General features: G+C 72.4%; 21 protein-coding genes and 2 riboswitches. Of the genes, 11 read left to right on the top strand and 10 right to left on the bottom strand.

Features of this window, described 5'->3' with window-relative positions; all coding sequences use genetic code 11:
- The first annotated feature begins 40 nt into the window (after positions 1-40).
- From AQJ11_RS22595 to AQJ11_RS22580, 4 genes are all read left to right on the top strand, one after another.
- Positions 41-808: an enoyl-CoA hydratase/isomerase family protein gene (locus AQJ11_RS22595; protein WP_014675101.1), complete on the top strand. Its 768-nt coding sequence runs from the start codon at positions 41-43 to the stop codon at positions 806-808.
- A 194-nt stretch (positions 809-1,002) separates the two neighbouring features.
- Positions 1,003-1,611, top strand: a complete 609-nt coding sequence (locus AQJ11_RS22590; RefSeq protein ID WP_079082387.1) for an ATP-binding protein — start codon at positions 1,003-1,005, stop codon at positions 1,609-1,611.
- A 108-nt stretch (positions 1,612-1,719) separates the two neighbouring features.
- Entirely contained in the window at positions 1,720-2,487 is a 768-nt protein-coding gene (locus AQJ11_RS22585; RefSeq protein ID WP_398780633.1) for a polysaccharide deacetylase family protein, read from the top strand.
- Positions 2,487-3,674, top strand: coding sequence for a YncE family protein (locus AQJ11_RS22580; protein WP_059264174.1), 1,188 nt, complete (start codon positions 2,487-2,489; stop codon positions 3,672-3,674). Before AQJ11_RS22585 ends, AQJ11_RS22580 begins: the two co-directional genes overlap by 1 nt.
- Here the strand turns inward: AQJ11_RS22580 and AQJ11_RS22575 are convergent.
- Positions 3,641-4,294 (bottom strand): GNAT family N-acetyltransferase, encoded by a 654-nt coding sequence (locus tag AQJ11_RS22575; RefSeq protein ID WP_059264173.1) that lies wholly within the window; start codon positions 4,292-4,294, stop codon positions 3,641-3,643. The two genes, AQJ11_RS22580 and AQJ11_RS22575, sit on opposite strands and share 34 nt — an antisense overlap.
- Before the next feature lie 48 nt (positions 4,295-4,342).
- Here AQJ11_RS22575 and AQJ11_RS22570 point away from each other — a divergent pair, with 48 nt between their 5' ends.
- Both AQJ11_RS22570 and AQJ11_RS22565 read left to right on the top strand, forming a co-directional pair.
- Positions 4,343-5,254, top strand: a complete 912-nt coding sequence (locus AQJ11_RS22570; protein WP_059264172.1) for a helix-turn-helix domain-containing protein — start codon at positions 4,343-4,345, stop codon at positions 5,252-5,254.
- A 59-nt stretch (positions 5,255-5,313) separates the two neighbouring features.
- Positions 5,314-5,526 (top strand): EF-hand domain-containing protein, encoded by a 213-nt coding sequence (locus tag AQJ11_RS22565; RefSeq protein ID WP_014675107.1) that lies wholly within the window; start codon positions 5,314-5,316, stop codon positions 5,524-5,526.
- A gap of 67 nt (positions 5,527-5,593) precedes the next feature.
- Here the strand turns inward: AQJ11_RS22565 and AQJ11_RS22560 are convergent, their stop codons facing one another.
- Positions 5,594-6,406 (bottom strand): ABC transporter ATP-binding protein, encoded by an 813-nt coding sequence (locus tag AQJ11_RS22560; RefSeq protein ID WP_059264171.1) that lies wholly within the window; start codon positions 6,404-6,406, stop codon positions 5,594-5,596.
- The gene (locus AQJ11_RS22555; RefSeq protein ID WP_059264170.1) at positions 6,403-8,088 is read right to left on the bottom strand and encodes a 2-isopropylmalate synthase; all 1,686 of its coding nucleotides are present in this window, start codon (positions 8,086-8,088) and stop codon (positions 6,403-6,405) included. The genes AQJ11_RS22560 and AQJ11_RS22555 overlap by 4 nt, the downstream gene beginning before the upstream one ends.
- A gap of 207 nt (positions 8,089-8,295) precedes the next feature.
- Between AQJ11_RS22555 and AQJ11_RS22550 the strand changes: the two genes are divergently transcribed.
- Positions 8,296-8,988, top strand: coding sequence for a FadR/GntR family transcriptional regulator (locus AQJ11_RS22550; RefSeq protein WP_014675110.1), 693 nt, complete (start codon positions 8,296-8,298; stop codon positions 8,986-8,988).
- Between the two features lie 47 nt (positions 8,989-9,035).
- Here AQJ11_RS22550 and AQJ11_RS22545 read toward each other — a convergent pair whose 3' ends face one another.
- Positions 9,036-9,953: an AraC family transcriptional regulator gene (locus tag AQJ11_RS22545; RefSeq protein WP_059264169.1), complete on the bottom strand. Its 918-nt coding sequence runs from the start codon at positions 9,951-9,953 to the stop codon at positions 9,036-9,038.
- Between the two features lie 102 nt (positions 9,954-10,055).
- Here AQJ11_RS22545 and AQJ11_RS22540 point away from each other — a divergent pair, with 102 nt between their 5' ends.
- On the top strand, positions 10,056-11,048 hold the full coding sequence (locus AQJ11_RS22540; RefSeq protein ID WP_059264168.1) for a zinc-dependent alcohol dehydrogenase family protein: 993 nt from the start codon (positions 10,056-10,058) through the stop codon (positions 11,046-11,048).
- 130 nt (positions 11,049-11,178) lie between these two features.
- Positions 11,179-11,841, top strand: a complete 663-nt coding sequence (locus AQJ11_RS22535; protein WP_059264167.1) for an NADPH-dependent F420 reductase — start codon at positions 11,179-11,181, stop codon at positions 11,839-11,841.
- Between the two features lie 39 nt (positions 11,842-11,880).
- Here AQJ11_RS22535 and AQJ11_RS22530 read toward each other — a convergent pair whose 3' ends face one another.
- Both AQJ11_RS22530 and AQJ11_RS22525 read right to left on the bottom strand, forming a co-directional pair.
- Positions 11,881-12,438 carry a glycoside hydrolase family 25 protein gene (locus tag AQJ11_RS22530; protein ID WP_059264166.1) on the bottom strand — a complete coding sequence of 186 codons (558 nt, stop codon included), beginning with the start codon at positions 12,436-12,438 and terminating at the stop codon, positions 11,881-11,883.
- A gap of 36 nt (positions 12,439-12,474) precedes the next feature.
- On the bottom strand, positions 12,475-13,506 hold the full coding sequence (locus tag AQJ11_RS22525) for a phosphatidylinositol-specific phospholipase C domain-containing protein (RefSeq protein WP_059264165.1): 1,032 nt from the start codon (positions 13,504-13,506) through the stop codon (positions 12,475-12,477).
- 238 nt (positions 13,507-13,744) lie between these two features.
- Between AQJ11_RS22525 and AQJ11_RS22520 the strand changes: the two genes are divergently transcribed.
- Positions 13,745-14,734 (top strand): M28 family metallopeptidase, encoded by a 990-nt coding sequence (locus tag AQJ11_RS22520; protein WP_059264164.1) that lies wholly within the window; start codon positions 13,745-13,747, stop codon positions 14,732-14,734.
- An 82-nt stretch (positions 14,735-14,816) separates the two neighbouring features.
- On the opposite strand, the gene AQJ11_RS22515 is transcribed toward AQJ11_RS22520, so the two are convergent.
- The 4 genes from AQJ11_RS22515 to gcvT all read right to left on the bottom strand — a co-directional run bounded on the left by AQJ11_RS22515 (position 14,817) and on the right by gcvT (position 19,162).
- Positions 14,817-16,184, bottom strand: coding sequence for an L-serine ammonia-lyase (locus AQJ11_RS22515; protein ID WP_059264163.1), 1,368 nt, complete (start codon positions 16,182-16,184; stop codon positions 14,817-14,819).
- Between the two features lie 62 nt (positions 16,185-16,246).
- Entirely contained in the window at positions 16,247-17,512 is a 1,266-nt protein-coding gene (glyA, locus tag AQJ11_RS22510) for a serine hydroxymethyltransferase (protein WP_058081967.1), read from the bottom strand.
- A gap of 14 nt (positions 17,513-17,526) precedes the next feature.
- Positions 17,527-17,904, bottom strand: coding sequence for a glycine cleavage system protein GcvH (gcvH, locus tag AQJ11_RS22505; RefSeq protein ID WP_014675120.1), 378 nt, complete (start codon positions 17,902-17,904; stop codon positions 17,527-17,529).
- Positions 17,905-18,043: 139 nt separating this feature from the next.
- Positions 18,044-19,162, bottom strand: coding sequence for a glycine cleavage system aminomethyltransferase GcvT (gene gcvT, locus AQJ11_RS22500; RefSeq protein ID WP_014675121.1), 1,119 nt, complete (start codon positions 19,160-19,162; stop codon positions 18,044-18,046).
- 42 nt (positions 19,163-19,204) lie between these two features.
- A riboswitch (glycine riboswitch) is annotated at positions 19,205-19,317 on the bottom strand.
- A riboswitch (glycine riboswitch) is annotated at positions 19,318-19,413 on the bottom strand.
- A gap of 179 nt (positions 19,414-19,592) precedes the next feature.
- Between gcvT and AQJ11_RS22495 the strand changes: the two genes are divergently transcribed.
- Positions 19,593-20,261, top strand: a complete 669-nt coding sequence (locus tag AQJ11_RS22495) for an AAA family ATPase (protein ID WP_059264162.1) — start codon at positions 19,593-19,595, stop codon at positions 20,259-20,261.
- The last annotated feature ends 14 nt before the right edge of the window (positions 20,262-20,275 follow it).

Below are 20,275 nucleotides of genomic sequence, written 5' to 3'. Positions count from 1 at the left end.
ACCGGGCCCATTGTCGTTAGTGGCCGTTAACCTGAGCCCCATGACCGTCACTCTCGAAGTCGCCGAAGGCGTCGGCACCCTGCGGCTGGACCGGCCGCCGATGAACGCGCTGGACATCGCCACCCAGGACCGGCTGAAGGAGCTGGCCGAGGAGGCCGCGGACCGCGACGACGTGCGCGCCGTGGTGATCTACGGCGGCGAGCGGGTGTTCGCGGCGGGCGCGGACATCAAGGAGATGCAGAACATGGACCACGCGGCGATGGTCCGCCGCTCCCGCGCCCTCCAGGACTCCTTCACCGCCGTCGCCCGCATCCCCAAGCCCGTCGTCGCGGCCGTCACCGGCTACGCCCTCGGCGGCGGCTGCGAGCTCGCCCTGTGCGCCGACTACCGCATCGCCGCCGACAACGCCAAGCTCGGCCAGCCCGAGATCCTGCTCGGCCTGATCCCGGGCGCCGGCGGCACCCAGCGGCTGCCCCGGCTGATCGGCCCCTCCAAGGCCAAGGACCTGATCTTCACGGGCCGTCAGGTCAAGGCCGACGAGGCCCTCGCCATCGGCCTGGTGGACCGCGTCGTACCGGCCGCCGAGGTGTACGAGCAGGCGCACGCCTGGGCCGCGCGGCTCGCCCAGGGCCCGGCCATCGCGCTGCGCGCGGCCAAGGAGTCCGTCGACACCGGTCTGGAGGCCGACATCGACACCGGGCTCGCCGTCGAACGGAACTGGTTCGCGGGTCTGTTCGCCACCGAGGACCGCGAGCGCGGCATGCGCAGCTTCGTGGAGGAGGGGCCGGGCAAGGCCAAGTTCGTCTGACCGTCAACCGCGTGAACGCCCCGCCGACTTCCGCGGGTCGCCTTGCAATTGACGCGTCGTCTGATTCGGGTCCCTCGATGGGGCGGTTTATGGGAGCCTTAACACAACCTTAAGCCTGCCTTGCCGAGGGAGCCCGACGATTGCCAGGAAGTGAGCCGTCGCCGCAGGTCAGCCGGGATGTGCCGGACATTGACATGCCGACGGCATATGCCGATCGGCGGGCGCGGGGCAGGGGCGTGCGAGGGGCGTATTCCCCCGGAACGGCCCCCAAGACGGCTCCGGACGGCCATCATGGGGGCATGGCGGGGCTGGAGGGCATCGAACAGCCGCGGGGAGACAGCCGTGCGGCCGCGGCTCGCTGGTCACCCGCGGTCGAGGACGAACAGGGGCTCAAGGCGCTCGAACTGTTCGGGAACCCGACGGAGGCGGAGGTCCCGCTGCCGTCCCGCCCGGAGTCCGCGGCCACCGCCCGCCGGCTCGCCCAGGTCGTCGTCCTGCGCACCTGGCGGCTCACCCCCAAACTGGCCGAGGACACCGTCCTGCTCGTGTCGGAACTCGTCGGCAACGCCGTACGGCACACCGGCGCCCGCGTCTTCTGCCTGCGCATGCGCCGCCGCACCGGCTGGATCCGGGTCGAGGTCCGCGACCCCTCGCGCGGGCTGCCCTGCCTGATGCCCGTCCAGGAGATGGACATCAGCGGACGCGGGCTGTTCCTCGTCGACAAGCTCGCCGACCGCTGGGGCGTCGACCTGCTGCCGCGGGGCAAGACGACATGGTTCGAGATGCGGGTCGCCGACCGCTAGGAGCGTTCTCAAGGGGCGCGGGAACCGGGTGACCAGCCACGACGACCCGCGCTCGACGCACGGCACCAATCGCCCGATTTCTTACTCATCACCCCTTAAATGGTGCGGGTGACCCCCACCCACCGCCGTGCTGTGCTGCGCACCGGCGCCAAAATCGCCGCCGGCGGTGCGCTCGCCGCCGGATGCGGCACCGGACACGCCGCCCGGCCCCCCGCCTCGGCCGCCCCCAAGCCGCCCCCGGCACACCCCCCGGCGGGCCCCCGCGCCTACCCGGGCCAGCCCGCCCAGATCACCCACGGCCCCCGCACCCGCCCCCGGGTGGCCCTCACCTTCCACGGCCAGGGGGACCCGGCCCTCGCCCACGCCCTGCTCGACACCGCCGAACAGCGCGGTGCGCGGCTGACCGTGCTCGCCGTCGGCACCTGGCTGGACCAGCACCCGGACCTCGCCCGCCGCATCCTCGACGGCGGCCACGACCTCGGCAACCACACCCAGCGGCACATCGGCGTCAACACCCTGCCCGAGGCGGAGGCCCGCCGGGAGATCACCGACTGCGCCGCGCGGCTCAAGCGGCTCACCGGCTCCATCGGCACCTGGTTCCGCCCCTCCCGCGCCCCGGCCGCCTCCCCGCTCGTCGCCCGGCTGGCCCGCGCCGCCGGCTACCCGCACGTGCTGTCGTACGACGTCGACTCGCTCGACTACACCCGCCCCGGCGCCGCCGCCGTCACCCGTGAGGTCCTCGCCGGCGTACGCAACGGATCGGTGGTGAGCCTGCACTTCGGATACCCCGACACGGTCGCCGCCCTCCCCGACGTCCTGACCGAACTCGGCCGCCGCGGACTGCGCGCGGTCACCACCACGGAGCTGCTGAGCTGATGCGAACCACGAAAGCCGCCCGCCTGCTGGCCACCGCTGCCGCCGTCACCGCCCTGACACTGCTCTGCGCGTGCGGCGGCGGGTCCCGCGACCACGCGGACGAGGCCGTCGGCAGCAAGGCGCCGGTCCAGCCGAAGGTGAGGAAGCCGCTGGTCGACGTGTTGCCGGGGATGCCGCCGGTGGACGACCCGGCCGACCTCTACGCCGCCGACCGGCCGAACCGGCTCTCGCCCGTGGTCAAGGACTTCCCCTCCCGGGTGTACGTCCCCAACACCAACTCCGACACCGTCACCGTCATCGACCCCGCCACCTACCGGATCGTCGAGACCATCCCGGTCGGCCGCCAGCCCCAGCACGTCGTGCCGTCCTGGGACCTGAAGACCCTCTGGGTCAACAACGACCTCGGCAACAGCCTCACCCCGATCGACCCGCGGACCGGCCGGGCCGGCAAGCCCGTCGCCGTGCACGACCCGTACAACCTGTACTTCACGCCCGACGGCAAGTACGCCGTCGTCATGGCCTCCATGGACCGCCAACTGGTCTTCCGCGACGCGCACACCATGAAGGTCGTCAAGGCCCTCCCGGTCAGCTGCTACGGCGTCAACCACGCCGACTTCTCCATCGACGGCCGCTACTTCGTCGTCTCCTGCGAGTTCAGCGGCGAGATCCTCAAGGTCGACACGGCGCGGATGAAGGTCGTCGCCCAGGAGAAGCTCCCGTTCCACGGCGCCATGCCGCAGGACGTCAAGATCTCACCGGACGGGAAGCTGTTCTACATCGCCGACATGATGGCGGGCGGCCTGTGGATCCTCGACGGCGACAAGTTCACCCCGCCCCGGTTCCTCGCCACCGGCAAGGGCGCCCACGGCCTCTACGTCAGCCGCGACTCCCGCGAGATGTACATCTCCAACCGGGGCGAGGGCACCATCTCGATCTTCGACTTCACCCGGAACCGGCTCACCAGGAAGTGGCGCCTGCCCGGCGGCGGCAGCCCCGACATGGGCGGGGTCTCCGCCGACGGCAAGGTGCTGTGGCTGTCCGGCCGCTACAACTCCGAGGTGTACGCCATCGACACCCGCACCGGCGCCGAACTGGCCCGCGTCAAGGTCGGCAGCGGCCCGCACGGCCTCGCCGTCTACCCCCAGCCGGGCCGCTACTCACTGGGGCACACCGGCATCTTCCGCTGAAGCAGCAGTTCCGCGCCCACCGGACGGTACCCGGCGGCCTGGAACGCCCGCAGGCTGCGGGCGTTCCCCGGGGCGACCTGCGCCCACAGCGGCTCCGTGGAAAGCTGCCGGGCGGCGGTCACCAGCAGCCGCCCGAGCCCCCGGTGCCGGGCGTCCTCGGCCACCTCGACCGACACCTCCAGCCGCCCGGCGAGCCCGCGCCCCATGACCAGCACCCCGCCGTCGGCCACCCAGGCCCGCACCTCGTCCCGGCGCCCCCGGGCGTACCGGATCCGCGGGTGGCCGGCGTCCTCGATCTCGGTCAGCGCGAGCGGGGGCCCACCCGGCAGCGGGTCGCCCACCAGGACCGCGTCGACGGTCTCGGCCCGGCGTCCGGTCCGGTCCAGCAGGGCGGTCAGGAAGCGCGGGTGCATCGTGGCCGCCAGGGGATCGCAGTCCAGGCCGCGCAGCGTCGCGTGCACCCACTCGGGGTCCTCGTCGGTGAAGACCACCGAGTGCGCGGTGAAGGACAGCACCCCCGCGTCCCGCGCCGAGGGCTGCGCCACGACCGTCGTACCGCCGTCCGCCGGCGGGAAGACACCGGCCGCCACCGCGTCGAGAATGTCCCGCAAGGTCTCCAAGGCCCGCTCCTTGAGTCTCCACCCACTGGAAGGCCCAGACTCGCAGACATGATCGAGGACGGCACCGGACTTCTCACCATCGGCGAGCTGGCCCGCGCCACCGGACTGAGCGTGCGCACCATCCGCTACTGGTCCGACGCGGGCGTGCTCACCCCGGTGGCCCGGTCGGCCGGCGGCTACCGGCTCTACGACGCCGCGGGCGTCGCCCGCCTGGAGCTGATCCGCACCCTGCGCGAACTGGGTCTCGGCCTGGCGGACGTGCGCGGGGTGCTGGCCGGCGAGCGGACCGTGGCCCAGGTCGCGGCCGCGCACGTGGCGGCGCTGGACGCGCAGATCCGGTCGCTGAAGGTGACCCGTGCGGTGCTGTCCACCGTGGCGCGACGCGGTTCGACCGCGAAGGAGACGACACTCGTGAACAAGCTGGCGCGACTGTCCGCCGCCGAACGGCAGCGGATCATGGAGGAGTTCGTGGCGGAGACGCTGCACGGGCTCGACACCGTGGACCCCGACGTCCGGGACCGGATGCGGCGCACCGCCGTCCACCTGGCGCAGGACCCCACGCCCGAGGAGGTGGACGCCTGGGTGGAGCTGGCCGAGATGCTCCAGGACCCGGCGTTCCGGGCGCAGATGCGCCGGGCCGTCGAGTTCAACGCGGCCGACCGGCGGCCCGGCGAGCCGGGCGGGCGGTCACTGTGGTTCGCCAAGCGGCTGGTGGAGCTGGTGGCACCGGCCCGCGAGCGTGGCGTCGACCCCACCGGACCCGGGGCGGAGGAGGTGCTGGACGAACTGTTCGGCGACGCCGACCGGGGTGACGTACTGGACCGCATGACGGCCGGCTTCGACGAGCGCGTGGCCCGCTACCGGGAGCTGGTCGCCGTGGTGAACCGGCAGTCGGCGCCACCGCACGCCGAGGACTTCGCCTGGGTGGTCGCCGCACTCCGCTCGCGTGCGGGCCGTTAATCTGACCTGCGTCAGTACGCCAGCACGGCATGAGAAACACGACCAAAAGGGGCGGATCGGTGGCGGACATCGAGGAAGCACGCAAGCAGTTCCAGCGGATCGACGCGGACGGTGACGGATTCATCACCGCAGCGGAGTTCAAGTCCGCCCTCGCGCAGCAGGGTGACTGGAACGTCACCGAGACGGTCGCGGAGGCCGTCATCAAGACCCGCGACCTCAACGGCGACAAGGTGCTGTCGTTCGACGAGTTCTGGGCCTACCTGAGCAAGTGACCCGCCGGCGACAGGGGGTGCCCGCCCGAGCGGCCTGGGCACCCCCTTCGTCATGCCGTCGTGCCCCTCACGTCCCGCGCCGGATCCGCACGCTCCAGCGTCCCTCGTGCCGCGCCAGCGTCAACGGCAGGTCGAAGCACTTGCCGACCTGGTCGCTGGTGAGCACCGACGCGACCGGCCCCGAGGCCAGCACCCGTCCGTCGCGCAGCAGCACGGCGTGCGTGGTACCCGCCGGCAGCTCCTCCAGATGGTGGGTGACCAGCACCGTCGCCAGCGCCGGGTGGGCCGCCCGCAGCTCCTCCAGCGCATCGATCAGCTGCTCACGGCCGGGCAGGTCCAGGCCGGTCGCCGGCTCGTCCAGGAGCAGCAGCCGCGGCCGGGGCATCAAGGCCCGCGCGATCAGCGTCCGGCCGCGCTGCCCCTGCGAGAGGGTCGGCCACCGGGCGTCCCGCAGCGACCCCAGCCCCAGCGTGGCCAGCAGCGCCTCGGCCCGCTCCGTCTGCTCCGGGGTGGGCCGCCACCGGGGGACCGGCTCGACCGAGTTCGTCACCCCGGTGAGCACCACGTCCCGTACCCGCAGCGGCGAGGTCAGCGGATGGCGCGGGTCGACGTGCCCGACCAGGGCCCGTAGCTCGCGCAGGTCCACCCGGCCCAGCCGGTGCCCGAGCACCTCCACCGTGCCCCGGGTCGGATGGACCACCGCGCCGAGCAGCCCCAGCAGCGTGGACTTGCCCGCGCCGTTGGCGCCGAGCAGCGCCCAGTGCTCACCGGCCCGGACGGTCAGGGAGACCTCTTGGAGGATGGGCCGCCCGTCCCGGACGACGTGCACGTCCTCGGCGCGCAGCACCTCCGTCGTCGTCTCCGTCGTCGCCCGCGTCATCGCACCGCCCGGTTCACCGCGGACAGCACCGCGTGCACGGCGGCCGACGGCCCCGTTCCCGCGCCCCAGGCCGTGACGCCGCCGACCCGGCACTCGGCGAAGGCCGCCGTCCCGTCCTGGGTGAAGTCCACGACCTCGACCGCGACGCCCGCACCGGCCAGCGCGTCGACGAAGGCGGTCAGCGGACCGGCGCCCGTGCCCTCGTGGTCGCCGACGCGGTCGCCGGCCTCCAGGGTGCAGACGAAGCGGTGCACGCCGGGTGCCTCTTCCCGCACGGACCAGTCGTGCAGCCGTACCGCCGCCCCGTCCGTCAGGTAGGTCGCCCGGAACAGCTCGTACAGCTCCTTCGGCGTCGCCTCCCGCCCGCTGTCGTCCGTCGCCTCCTGCACGACCCGCGCGAAGTCGGCCCGCATCCGCGCCGGCAGGTCGATGCCGTGGTGCGTGCGCAGCAGATACGCCACCCCGCCCTTGCCCGACTGGGAGTTGACGCGGATCACCGCCTCGTACGACCGCCCCACGTCCGCCGGGTCGATCGGCAGATACGGCACCGACCACGGCGCCTGGGCCTTAGGCACCCCCGACTCCCGGGCGCGGCGCGCGTGCTCGGCCAGGCCCTTGCCGATCGCGTCCTGGTGGGTGCCGGAGAACGCCGTGTGGACCAGTTCCCCGGCATAGGGGTGGCGCGGGTGCACCGGCAGCCGGTTGCAGTGCTCCACCGTCTCCCGTACGGCGTCGATGTCGCCGAGGTCGACCATGGGGTCGACCCCCTGGGCGTAGAGGTTGAGGGCGAGGGTCACCAGGTCGACGTTACCGGTGCGCTCGCCGTTGCCGAACAGGCAGCCCTCCACCCTCTGGGCGCCGGCCAGCACGGCGAGTTCCGCGCAGGCGACCCCCGTGCCGCGGTCGTTGTGCGGATGCACCGAGAGGATCACGGAGTCCCGGCGGGCGAGGTTGCGGTGCGCGTACTCGATCTGGTCGGCGTAGACGTTCGGCGTGGCGATCTCCACGGTCGCCGGGAGGTTGTGGGTGACCGGGCGGTCGGGGCTCGCGTCCCACAACTCGGTGAGCCCGTCGCACAGTTCCAGGACGAAGTCCGGCTCGGTGAGGTTGAACGTCTCCGGCGAGAACTGGAAGCGGACGCCGGGCGCGTCCCCGGCCCGCCGGGCCATGTGCTCCGCCGCCTCGCGCACGGTCCGCCACACCTCGGCCCGGCTGCGGCCGAGCACCACCTCCCGCCAGACCGGCGAGGTGGCGATGTACAGGTGGACCACGGCCCGCGGCAGCCCCTCGATCGCGTCGAAGGTCCGGTCGATCAGGTCGGCGCGGGCGGGCGTGAAGACGACGGGCGTCACGTCGTCCGGCACCACCCCGCCGTCCGCCAGGTGCCGGACGAAGTCGAAGTCGGTACGGCTCGCGGACGGATAGCCGACCTCGATCTCCTTGAAGCCCACCGCCACCAGCAGGTCGAAGAAGCGGCGCTTGCGGGGCGTGTCCATGGGCTCGGCCAGCGCCTGGTTGCCGTCGCGCAGATCCACGGGCACCCACAGCGGGGCGCGCTCGATCCGGGCGGCGGGCCAGGCGCGGTCGGTCACGGGCACGCTCACCCGGTCCTGGAAGGGGCGGTAGCGGTGGTACGGCATCGGGCTGGGCCGCTGGGGGTTCCAGACGGGGGTGGTGGTCATCGTCGGCTGCCTCTCGGCTCGGTCGGACGGTGACCGGCAGCGCGGAGCCCCGCGGCGGGGGGCCGGTCGCGTCACACCCCGCCGCGGCAGCCGAGAAGAAGCAGACCGCGAAGTGTCATGCCGGGTACGCTAGCGACACCTCAGCTCCTCAGACAAGTCAGAATCCATCCGCACACCCCTCGTCTCCCCAGCAAGTTGGTGACCTCCATGCCGCTCGGCGCCCTCCGCCCCAGCCCCCTGGTCGAACAGGCCGCGCAGCGCCTGCGGGACCAGATCACCGCCGGGCACTGGCCCGTCGGCACCAAGCTGCCCGGCGAGACCACCCTCGCCCGGGAACTCGGCGTCGGCCGCTCCACGGTCCGCGAGGCCCTGCGTGCCCTCGCCGGCGCCGGACTGGTCCGGCCCCGGCACGGCGCCGGCGTCTTCGTCATCGCCACCGAGCCCGCCGAGGACTGGCCCGCCCGGCTGCGCCGGGCCGCGGTCACCGATGTCTACGAGGTCCGCATGGGCGTGGAGGTGCAGGCGGCCCGGCTCGCCGCGCGGCGCCGTACCGACGAGGACGTCACGGCGCTGCGGGCCGCGCTGGAGGACCGTCGTACGGCCGCCGCCGGGGACGACGCGGGCTTCGTGGACGCCGACATCGCTCTGCACGCGGCCGTGGTCGCCGCCGCGCACAACCCCGTGCTCACCGGCCTGTTCACCGAGTTCCTCCCCGTCCTGCGGGAGGGCCTGGTGACCCTGCTGGACCTCACCCGGCTGCGCGAGGAGGACCCGGGCACCGGCGACGACACCCACGCGGCCCTGGTCCACGCCATCGCCGGGGCGGACCCGGACCGGGCGGCGGCCGTCCTGCTGACGGAGCTGGAGAGGACGCTGGAGCTGCTGCGCGAGCGAGGATGACGGGGTACGCCGGCCCAGCGGTCCAGCGGCCCAGCGGCCCGGCAGGTTCAGGACCCCTTGCCGCGGTACCGGCCCGGTGCCATCCCGTGCTCCCGTTTGAACGCCTTGGCGAAGGCGAACTCCGAGGTGTAGCCGGTGCGCGCGGCCACCTCACGCAGGGACAGGTCGTCGTGGCGCAGCAGCCGGCCCGCCGTCGTCATCCGCCACCAGGTCAGATACGTCAGCGGCGGCTCGCCCACCAGCCCCGTGAACCGGCGTGCGAAGGCCGCGCGGGACAGCCCGCCGGTGGCGCCCAGTTCCGCGACCGTCCAGGGACGGGCCGGGTCGCCGTGGATCGCGCGGAGCGCCGCGGCGACCGCCGGGTCGGCCAGCGCGGCCGACCAGCCGCGGGCCCGGCCCGCCGCCCGCTCGCTCTCCCACCAGGCCCGCAGGATGTACAGCAGCAGGGTGTCCAGCAGCGAGGTGACGATCGCGTCGGTGCCCGGCCGCCCCTCCTCCAGCTCCATCCCGAGCAGTTCCACCGCCGCCCGCAGCGAACGATGGCCGCCCACCCGGGCCGGCAGGTGCACCACCTCGGGCAGCTCGGCCAGCAGGCGGTGCGCCCGGTCCCGGTCCAGCCGGTAGGTCCCGCACAGGGTGACGGTGTCCGGGCAGCCCTCGCGCGGTTCGCCGGGCGGTCCGCTCCAGGTGCCGTCCGGCAGCCGCCGCATCTCCCGCGGCGCCACGTCGAGCCCGCTGACCAGCGCGTGCCCCTGCCCGTGCGCCAGGAAGACGACATCCCCCGGTGCCAGCGCCACCGGCTCCCCGTCCCGCGGGATCAGCCAGGCCGAGCCGCGCAGCACCACATGGAACCCGGCCTCGTCGGAGTCGGCCCACCGCTGGCCCCAGGGCGCGTACTGGTACCGGCGCGCGGAGTGCGGCCGGCCGGTGCGCATGGCGGCGACCACGTCGCTCAGCACGTCCATGCGGCGACTCTAACGGGCAGTGCGGCAGGCAGAGACGATCGGACAGGAAACCGAGACAGAAGGACATGGATCGTCCATGGCACGGGACTTAGCGTCGACGACATGACAACCACCGCACGCACCGTGCTCTTTCACGAACTCGGCGGCCCCGACGTCCTCGGCGTCGAAGAGGTCGAGCTGCCCGCGCCCGGTCCCGGTGAGGTCCTGGTCGCGGTGGAGGCGCTGGGCCTCAACCGAGCCGAGGCCCTCTTCCGCGCGGGCGGCTACTACTACCAGCCGACCCTGCCGGCCTCCCGCAACGGCTACGAGGCGGCCGGCGAGGTGGAGGCCGTGGGCGAGGGCGTCACCGGCTTCGCGCCGGGTGACAAGGTCCTGGCCGCCGCCAACTTCGAGCTCAGCGCCCACGGTGTGCACGCCGAGCGGGTCCTGCTGCCCACCGACGCCCTCGTCCCGCGCCCCGCCGGCGTCGACGCGGTCACCGGCGCCGCCGTCTGGCTGACCTACACGACGGCCTACGGCGCCCTGGTCGAGCGGGCCGGACTGGTCCCCGGGCAGCGGGTGCTGATCACCGGTGCGTCCAGCGGGGTCGGCACCGCGGCGATCCAGGTGGTCCGCCGGGCCGGCGCCGTCCCCGTCGTCACCACACGCACCGAGGCCAAACGGCGGCGTCTGCTCGACCTGGGCGCCGAGCACGTGATCGTCAGTGAGGACGAGGACGTGGTGAAGGAGACCCGCAGGGTGACCGGCGGACGGGGCGTGGACATCGTCCTGGACGCGGTCGGCGGCCCCGGCTTCGCCGCGCTCGGTGACGCGGTCGCCCCCGACGGCACCCTGGTCGGCTACGGCTGGCTCGACGAGCAGCCCATCCTGCTGCCCCGGCAGTGGCCGCTCACCGTCCACGGCTACGCCAACTTCGTGATCACCGGCGATCCGGAGGGCCGCCACCGCGCCGCCCACTACCTCGGCGCCGGCCTCGGTGACGGCACCCTGCGCCCGGTGATCGCCGAGGTCTTCGACGGCCTGGACCGGATCACGGACGCCCACCGGCTGATGGAGTCCAACGAGCACACGGGAAAGATCGTGGTACGGATCTGAGTGCGCCGCGCGCCGCGCCGGCCGGGGTGGCCGTCACCGATGCGGCGTACGACGCGGAATAGTCCGGGGCGCGGCGAAGTTGTCCTTGGGACATTCGCATGCACGTGCATAAATCACCCGGAGGTCAGCCATGAAGATCGGCATCATCGGCGCGGGGAACATCGGCGGCAACCTCACCCGGCGGCTCACCGCCCTCGGCCATGACGTCTCCGTCGCCAACTCCCGCGGCCCCGAGACGCTCCGTGACCTCGCGGAGGAGACCGGCGCCACCCCCGTCCGGGCCGAGGAGGCGGCCGAGGGCGCCCGGGTCGTGGTCGTCACCGTGCCGCTGAAGGCGGTCCCGGACCTGCCCGCCGGCCTGCTGGACGGCGCGGCCGAGGGCGTCGCGGTGATCGACACCGGCAACTACTACCCGCAGCAGCGGGACGGCCGGATCGCGGCCATCGAGGACGAGGGCCTCACCGAGAGCCGCTGGACCGAGCAGCACCTCGGCCACCCGGTGATCAAGGCATTCAACGGCACCTACGCCCAGGACATCCTGGACCGGCCCCGTCCCGCGGGCGACCCCGAGCGCATGGCCCTCCCGGTCGCCGGCGACGACGAGGAGGCCAAGCGGATCGTCCGCGACCTGATCGACGAACTCGGCTTCGACACGGTCGACGCCGGCACCATCGCCGACTCCTGGCGCCAGCAGCCCGGCACCCCGGTCTACGGCCTGCGCGCCGGCGTGGACGCGGTACGCAAGGCCCTCGCGGAAGCCTCCCCGGAACGCCCGGCGGACTTCCGGGGCTGACCCTGGTGGGGCGGTGCGGCGGCGGGGGCCGTGCGCCCGTCACGCGCTCGTGGCCCACTCCTTCAGCGCCGCCCTGCTCGCGAAGTTCGTCACGTCCTTGTCGTGCGGTTCGCTGGTGTACTGGTGGAACCGCCACTTGGCCTTGATCCGGGGCTTGCCCGCGGTGACGTAGTCGGCGATCCACAGCCCGTCCCCGGCATAGGAGGTGCTGTCGATGTTCAGCCAGAAGTGGCGGTTGCAGTAGAGCACCACCCGGTTGTCCGGCCGTAGTTCCTTCAGTTTGCGGATGAAGCGGTCCTTCTCGGCGTTGCTCGCGTGGGTGCCCTCGCCGGTGGTCTCCCAGTCGACGGCGAGGAGGTCGCCGCGGCGGTCCGGGGCGTGGCTGAGGAAGTACTCGGCCTGGGCGGTGAGGTCGCCGGGCCACAGGAAGTGGTAGAAGCCGACGACCAGGCCCGCGTCCCGGGCGTGCTTGGTCTGGGCGGCGAGTCTGGGATTGACGTACGAACGGCCTTCCGTCGCCTTGATGAAGACGAAGGAGAGACCGTTCGTCGCGTAGGAGGAGGACTGGTAGGCGCTCACGTCGATGCCATGCAGCATGTGAAGGTTGTCCCCCGTGAGCGCCGGTCCGGAACCTCAGCTCCGGGTGGTCGCCGAACTGAGGACCGCGGCGGACTTCGCCGACCAGTCCGAGGTGATCAGGCTCGCGTGGTTCTTGGCCAACAGGGCCAGGCGCGCGGCGACTTCGGCGTCCGTCGGGCTGGTGGAGGAGATCGCCGGTGAGACGTTGTGGGCGTCCGTGGTGATCAGGATGTAGTGGTTCGCGGAGTAGAACGAGGTGTCGTATCCGCTGGTGACGTACGTGGCCGCGTCACCGTCGAAGAACACGAACCAGGGGCGGATCGAGGCGTCGTAGCGGCTGGTGCGCGGGTCGCCGTTCGCGGCGCCGAGGACGGCCGGGAAGGCCTGGGCCGCGGAGATGTTCCCGGCCGCCTTCAGGTCGCGCAGGTGGTCGCCGTACTCCTCGTCCGTCCAGTAGCTGTCGAACGGGTTGGACTGCTCCACCGTGCCGGGGATCAGGTCGAAGACGAACTTGCCCTTGAGGGCGTCCCGGGCGGGCCAGGCGTTGGCCTTCGCCGCCGCGTCCAGGGTGCCGTACGTCCCGCCGAGCAGGTCGGCCGGCTTGTAGACGCTGCTGCCCAGCTTCTGCGCGACGAGCGTGTCGAACTCGTCCGGTCCGAGGCCCGCCTTGTCGTTGAAGCCGACCTTCATCTCGACCTTGACGACGATCGGCGGGTGGTCGGGGTGGAGCTGGTTCCAGGCGGCCATGTTGTCCAGGCAGCCGCCGAGGTCCTGGTCGCGGCTCTTGCTGTACAGCTCGCCCGGGGTCTTCGCCGCCTCGCAGTTGTTGTCGTTGCCCAGCGGGTTGCTGTGGCTGACCCGCCAGCGGTGGCTGAGGCTGTCGACGTAGACGTCCAGTTCCAGCAGCGAGGCGCCCGAGTCCAACGCCTGTGCGAAATAGGGGTACTTGGCCTTGTCGTACGCGTTGTGCGTGCCGATGGCCGTCGTCTCGGAGAACTTCGGCGACGCCGCGTGGGCGTTGCCCGGCACCACCACCAGCAGAGCGGCGGCCCCCACGAGCGCCGCCGGCCCTCTCAATCCGCGCATGCCTCAACTTCCCTTGTTAGGAGGAGAATTGGCGGCAGCGTACGGGTGTGCGGTTATCGCGCGGTAGCCCCACGGGGAACAACGGCCGGGAAGGCGGGTGCGAGCTCCTGATCCAGCCGATGTCGCGAGCCGGGGCTTGACCTGTTCTTGGCGTGTCCATGACTATTCGGGGTGAGGCGGCACGGCTCCCCAGGCCCGACCCTCACCTTCCGTTTCCTCACCCCCACAAGGAGACACGGTGCGCGCAGCACGAAGAACGACCCTGACCGGCCTCGCGCTCGTCACGGCCGCCGCCGGCCTCGCCGCGCTGCCCCCGGACGCCGAAGCGGCCTCCCCCGCCCCCGCCCTCACCACGGCCGCGCCCGACATCGACGTTGCCAGGGTCCAGGCACACCTCACCGAACTCAACGCCATAGCGAGCCGCAACGGCGGCAACCGCAGATCGACCGGCCAGGGCTACCGCGACTCGGTCGCCTATGCGAAGGCCAAGCTCCAGGCGGCCGGCTACACCGTCACCGAACAGGCGTGCACGTCAGGCTGCACCCGTGGCGCCGGACCCAACCTGATCGCCGAGTGGCCCTACGGCGACGCGTCGAAGGTGTACATGTTCGGCGCACACCTCGACGGCGTCTCCGCCGGACCCGGCATCAACGACAACGGCTCCGGCAGCGCGACCCTCCTGGAGGTCGCGCTGAAACTCGCCGAGACCCGCCCCTCGATGGCGGCCCGCGTCCGCTTCGGCTGGTGGACGGACGAGGAGCAGGGGCTCAACGGCTCGGACTTCTACGTCCGTTCCCTGACCTCCGCCCAGCGCTCGGCGATCAAGGCGTACTACAACTTCGACATGGTCGCCTCGCCCAACGGCGGTTACTTCATCAACCACATCAACTCCACCGCCGCCGCGCCGATGAAGGCGTACTGGGACTCGCTGAACCTCCGGCCCGAGGAGAACACCGAGGGCGCGGGCCGCTCCGACGACTACTCCTTCGAGGTCTACGGCATCCCGACCTCCGGCTACGCCATGGGCGCGAGCGCCCGTAAGACCTCGGCGCAGGCGGCCAAGTGGGGCGGCACGGCGGGTGCCGCGTACGACCGCTGCTACCACTCCTCCTGCGACACCACCGCCAACATCAACGCCACCGGCCTGAACCGCAGCGCCGACGGTGTCGCCCACACGCTGTGGCAGCAGGCGGTCTCGGCCACCGCCCTGAACCGGGCACCACGCTGACGGCAGGCCGACCCGCCCACGGGACGGCGAAGGGGAGGCGGACCCTGATCCGCCTCCCCTTCCCGCGGCCCTCCGGCAGGGCCTAGCACTCGATGATGTTCACCGCCAGCCCGCCCCGGGCCGTCTCCTTGTACTTCACGCTCATGTCCGCGCCGGTGTCCTTCATCGTCTTGATGACCTTGTCCAGGGACACCTTGTGAGAGCCGTCGCCGCGCATCGCCATCTTCGCGGCCGTGACGGCCTTCACCGCGGCCATGCCGTTGCGCTCGATGCACGGGATCTGGACCAGGCCGCCGACCGGGTCGCAGGTCAGGCCGAGGTTGTGCTCCATGCCGATCTCGGCCGCGTTCTCCACCTGCTCGGGGGAGCCGCCGAGCACCTCGGCGAGCGCGCCCGCCGCCATGGAGCAGGCGGAGCCCACCTCGCCCTGGCAGCCGACCTCGGCGCCGGAGATGGAGGCGTTCTCCTTGAAGAGCATGCCGATCGCGCCCGCGGCCAGCAGGAACCGCACGACGCCGTCCTCGTCGGCGCCCGGCACGAAGTTGATGTAGTAGTGCAGGACCGCCGGGATGATGCCGGCCGCGCCGTTCGTGGGGGCGGTCACCACACGGCCGCCCGCCGCGTTCTCCTCGTTCACCGCCATCGCGTAGAGCGTGATCCACTCCATGGCGTGCGCCAGCGGGTCGCCCTCGGCGCGCAGCTGGCGGGCCGAGACGGCCGCGCGGCGGCGGACCTTCAGACCGCCGGGCAGGATGCCCTCGCGGGACATGCCGCGCTCCACGCACGCGCGCATCACCCGCCAGATCTCCAGCAGGCCCGCCCGGATCTCCTCCTCGGAGCGCCAGGCCCGCTCGTTCTCCAGCATCAGCGAGGAGATCGACAGGCCCGTCTCCTTCGTCAGGCGCAGCAGCTCGTCGCCCGTGCGGAACGGGTACTTCAGGACCGTGTCGTCCAGCTTGATCCGGTCCGCGCCCACCGCGTCCTCGTCGACGACGAAGCCGCCGCCCACCGAGTAGTACGTCTTGGAGAGCAGCTCCTTGCCGTCGGCGTCGTGGGCCCACAGCGTCATGCCGTTGGCGTGGTACGGCAGGGCCTTGCGGCGGTGCAGCACGAGGTCCCGGTCGAAGTCGAAGGCGATCTCGTGCTCGCCCAGGAGCCGGATCCGCCCCTCCGCCTTGATCGCCTCCACGCGCGCGTCCGCCGTCTCCACGTCCACCGTGCGCGGCGAGTCCCCGCACAGGCCGAGCAGGACGGCCTTCGGGGTGCCGTGGCCGTGGCCGGTCGCGCCCAGGGAGCCGTAGAGCTCCGCGCGGACGGCGGCGGCCTGCTCCAGGAGGCCCTCGTTGCGCAGGCGGCGGGCGAACATCCGCGCCGCGCGCATCGGGCCGACCGTGTGGGAGCTGGACGGACCGATGCCGATCGAGAACAGGTCGAAGACCGAGATGGCCACGGTCACTCCTCAAGACAGCAGGGGGGTGGTGGGGCACCCGGTGCGGGTGCCCCACCGGGGACTTACTTGTTCAGGCCCGGGTACAGCGGGTGCTTGTCGGCGAGCGCCTTCACGCGCGCCTTGAGGGCCTCGGCGTCGTAGGACGGCTTCAGCGCCTCGGCGATCACGTCCGCGACCTCGGCGAAGTCCTCGGCCGCGAAGCCGCGGGTCGCCAGGGCCGGCGTACCGATGCGCAGACCCGAGGTGACCATCGGCGGGCGCGGGTCGTTCGGGACGGCGTTGCGGTTGACCGTGATGCCGACCTCGTGGAGCCGGTCCTCGGCCTGCTGCCCGTCCAGCTCGGACGCGCGCAGGTCCACCAGGATCAGGTGCACGTCCGTGCCGCCGGACAGCACGTTCACGCCGGCCTCGCGGGCGTCCGGGGCCGTCAGGCGCTCGGCGAGGATGCGGGCACCCTCCACCGTACGACGCTGGCGCTCCTTGAACTCCTCCGAGGCCGCGACCTTGAAGGACACCGCCTTGGCCGCGATCACGTGCTCCAGGGGACCGCCCTGGAAGCCCGGGAAGACGGACGAGTTCAGCTTCTTCGCGAAGTCCTTCTTGGCGAGGATGATGCCGCCGCGGGGGCCGCCCAGCGTCTTGTGGGTGGTGGAGGTGACCACGTCGGCGTACGGCACCGGGTTCTCGTGCAGACCGGCCGCGACCAGGCCCGCGAAGTGCGCCATGTCGACCCACAGGTACGCGCCGGCCTCGTCGGCGATCCGGCGGAACTCGGCGAAGTCCAGCTGCCGCGGGTACGCCGACCAGCCCGCGATGATCACCTTGGGGCGGTGCTCCTTGGCGAGCCGCTCGACCTCGGCCATGTCGACCAGGCCGGTCTCGGCGTCCACGTGGTAGGCGACCACGTCGAACTGCTTGCCGGAGAAGTTCAGCCGCATGCCGTGGGTCAGGTGGCCGCCGTGCGCCAGGTCCAGGCCGAGGATGGTGTCCCCGGGCTGGGCCAGCGCGAAGAGGGCCGCCTGGTTCGCGGAGGCGCCGGAGTGGGGCTGCACATTGGCGTACTCGGCGCCGAACAGCTCCTTGACCCGGTCGATGGCGATCTGCTCGGCGACGTCGACGTGCTCGCAGCCGCCGTAGTAGCGGCGGCCCGGGTAGCCCTCGGCGTACTTGTTCGTCAGGACCGAGCCCTGGGCCTCCATCACCGCGAGCGGCGCGAAGTTCTCGGAGGCGATCATCTCCAGGGTCGACTGCTGACGGCGCAGCTCGGCGTCGACCGCGGCGGCGATCTCCGGGTCCAGCTCGTGCAGGGGCGTGTTCAGGACAGTCATACGGCTACGACTCCTCAGCCGGCGGAAAAGGCGGTGTACTCGTCGGCGGAGAGCAGGTCGGCCGGCTCCTCCGCGACGCGTACTTTGAACAGCCAGCCACCCTCGAAGGGGGCGGAGTTCACCAGCGACGGGTCGTTGACGACGTCCTCGTTGACCTCGGTGACCTCACCGGTGACCGGGGAGTACAGGTCGGACACCGACTTCGTCGACTCCAGCTCGCCGCAGGTCTCGCCCGCGGACACCGTGGAGCCGACCTCGGGGAGCTGGACGAAGACGACGTCACCGAGCGCGTTGGCCGCGTGCTCCGTGATGCCGACCGTCGCGACGCCGTCCTCGGCGGCCGACAGCCACTCGTGCTCCTTGCTGTAGCGCAGCTGCTGGGGGTTGCTCATGGCCTGAATTCTCCTGTACGCGCGAGGGTGCTGATGACGGGGTGACTAAGGAAACCGCTGGTGAGCGGGGGAATGTGCGCAGAGTCACGCCCCGGCCACGGGACCGGGGTCCCCGGGCGGGCGCGACCGCGGCCGGTGTCTACTTCCGGCGCTTGTAGAACGGCAGTGCCACGACCTGGTACGGCTCGTGGGTGCCCCGGATGTCCACGCCGACGCCCTCGGTGCCCGGCGCCGCGTGCGCGGCGTCGACGTAGGCCATGGCGATCGGCTTGCCCAGGGTGGGGGAGGGAGCGCCGGAGGTGACCTCGCCGATCACCTCGCCGCCGGCGACGACGGCGTACCCGGCGCGCGGCACCCGGCGGCCCTCGGCGACCAGGCCGACCAGGACCCGCGGCGGGTTCTCCTGGGCCCGGGCGGCGGCCTCGGTGAGCGCCTCGCGCCCGACGAAGTCGCCCTCCTTCTCGAACTTGACCACGCGGCCGAGCCCGGCGTCGAAGGGGGTGAGGGAGGTGGTCAGCTCGTGCCCGTACAGCGGCATGCCCGCCTCCAGGCGCAGGGTGTCCCGGCAGGACAGCCCGCACGGGACGAGCCCGGCGCCCTCGCCGGCCTTGGTGAGCGCCTGCCACAGCTCGACCGCGTGCTCGGGCCGCACGAACAGCTCGAAGCCGTCCTCGCCGGTGTAACCCGTGCGGGCGATCAGCGCCGGGACGCCGGCGACCGTGCCGGGCAGGCCGGCGTAGTACTTCAGGCCGTCGAGGTCGGCGTCGGTGAGGGACTTCAGGATGCCGGGGGACTCCGGGCCCTGCACGGCGATCAGCGCGTAGGCGTCCCGGTCGTCCCGGACCTCGGCGTCGAAGCCCTCGGCGCGCTCGGTCAGGGCGTCCAGCACCACCTGGGCGTTGGAGGCGTTGGCCACGACCATGTACTCGGTCTCGGCGAGCCGGTAGACGATCAGGTCGTCCAGGATGCCGCCGTCGGCCTGGCAGATCATGGTGTAGCGGGCGCGGCCGACGCCGACGGAGGCGATGTCGCCGACCAGGGCGTGGTTCAGGACCGCGGCTGCCTGGTCGCCGGTGACGGTGATCTCGCCCATGTGGGAGAGGTCGAAGAGACCGGCCCGGGTCCGCACGGCGAGGTGCTCGTCGCGCTCGGAGCCGTAGCGCAGGGGCATGTCCCAGCCCGCGAAGTCGGTCATCGTCGCACCGAGCGCGCGATGTACGGCATCGAGCGCGGTGTGGCGGAGTTCAGTGCTGCTCATCGGACGGTCGTCTCCCAAGGCGAGCGGACAGGCGAGGAACGTTCCTCCCCATCTGTCATCGGAACCTGAGAGGTTCGCCACGACCGCCACAGGGACGATCAGGGCTTGCACCTTGGGTGGAGCCACTGACACAGCGGCCCGCTTTTCAGATGTGCCTCGCCCGCGCGGTAACGGGGCCTGAGAGATTCAAGGGAGGGACTTGCTCCTTCGGCGTCCCAGCCCGGGGCTGGGAACTCTCCCGCGCGGATTCAAGCGGCCGGTATGCAGTTGGCGGGCACATCATTGCACGCCGCTCCCCGCCCATCCAGAGCGCGCTCCTTGTGACCGAGCTGTGGCAGAACGCACACGTACCTCCTACCGTTGCCCATTACCTTCTCTTTACAGAGAACGGGCATGGGGATGACCAAGCCCACTGGGGAGGACGATCACGGTGAACAGGACATCGGCCTACGCCACCGACGCCGGCATCGCGGTGCCGGGACGGCCCTCCGCCCAGGCCCGCGGGCGCCGCGCGGACGGTCCCGCCCCGGTCGTCCGCGACCTGCGCGACCGCGCGGGCCGCAGCCCGCACGCCCTGCTCTTCGGCCCCCGCGACCTGGTGGTGATCACCGGTCTGCCCGGCAGCGGCAAGTCCACCCTGATGCACCGCGCGGTCACCGGCCACCGCGTCGACTCCCAGGACACCCGGGACCGCTGGGACGCCCGCGTCCCCCGCTCCGTCCCGTACGCGCTCTACCGCCCCCTGGTCCGCCTCGCCCACTACGCCGCGCTGCGCAGGGCCCTGCGCACCGGCGAGGGCGTCGTCGTGCACGACTGCGGCACCCAGCCCTGGGTGCGCGCCTGGCTGGCCCGCGAGGCCCGGCGCCGCGGCGCCACCCTGCATCTGCTCCTGCTCGACGTCAGCCCCGAGACCGCCTGGGCGGGCCAGCGCGAGCGCGGCCGGGGCGTCTCCCGCTACGCCTTCCGCCGCCACCGCCGTACGACCGCCCGGCTGCTGCGCGCGGTGGAGAAGGGGGCGCTGCCCGCCGGCTGCGGGGCGGCGGTGCTGCTGGACCGGGACGCGGCGGACGTCCTCAGCCGGGTCGGCTTCGTTCGGTGAGGCACTGTCACAGC

The organism is Streptomyces corchorusii (genome assembly GCF_001514055.1).
Classification (GTDB): Bacteria; Actinomycetota; Actinomycetes; order Streptomycetales; family Streptomycetaceae; genus Streptomyces; species Streptomyces olivaceoviridis.
The sequence above is the reverse complement of the archived record's forward strand: the minus strand, read 5'-3'. Positions and strand labels throughout refer to the sequence as shown.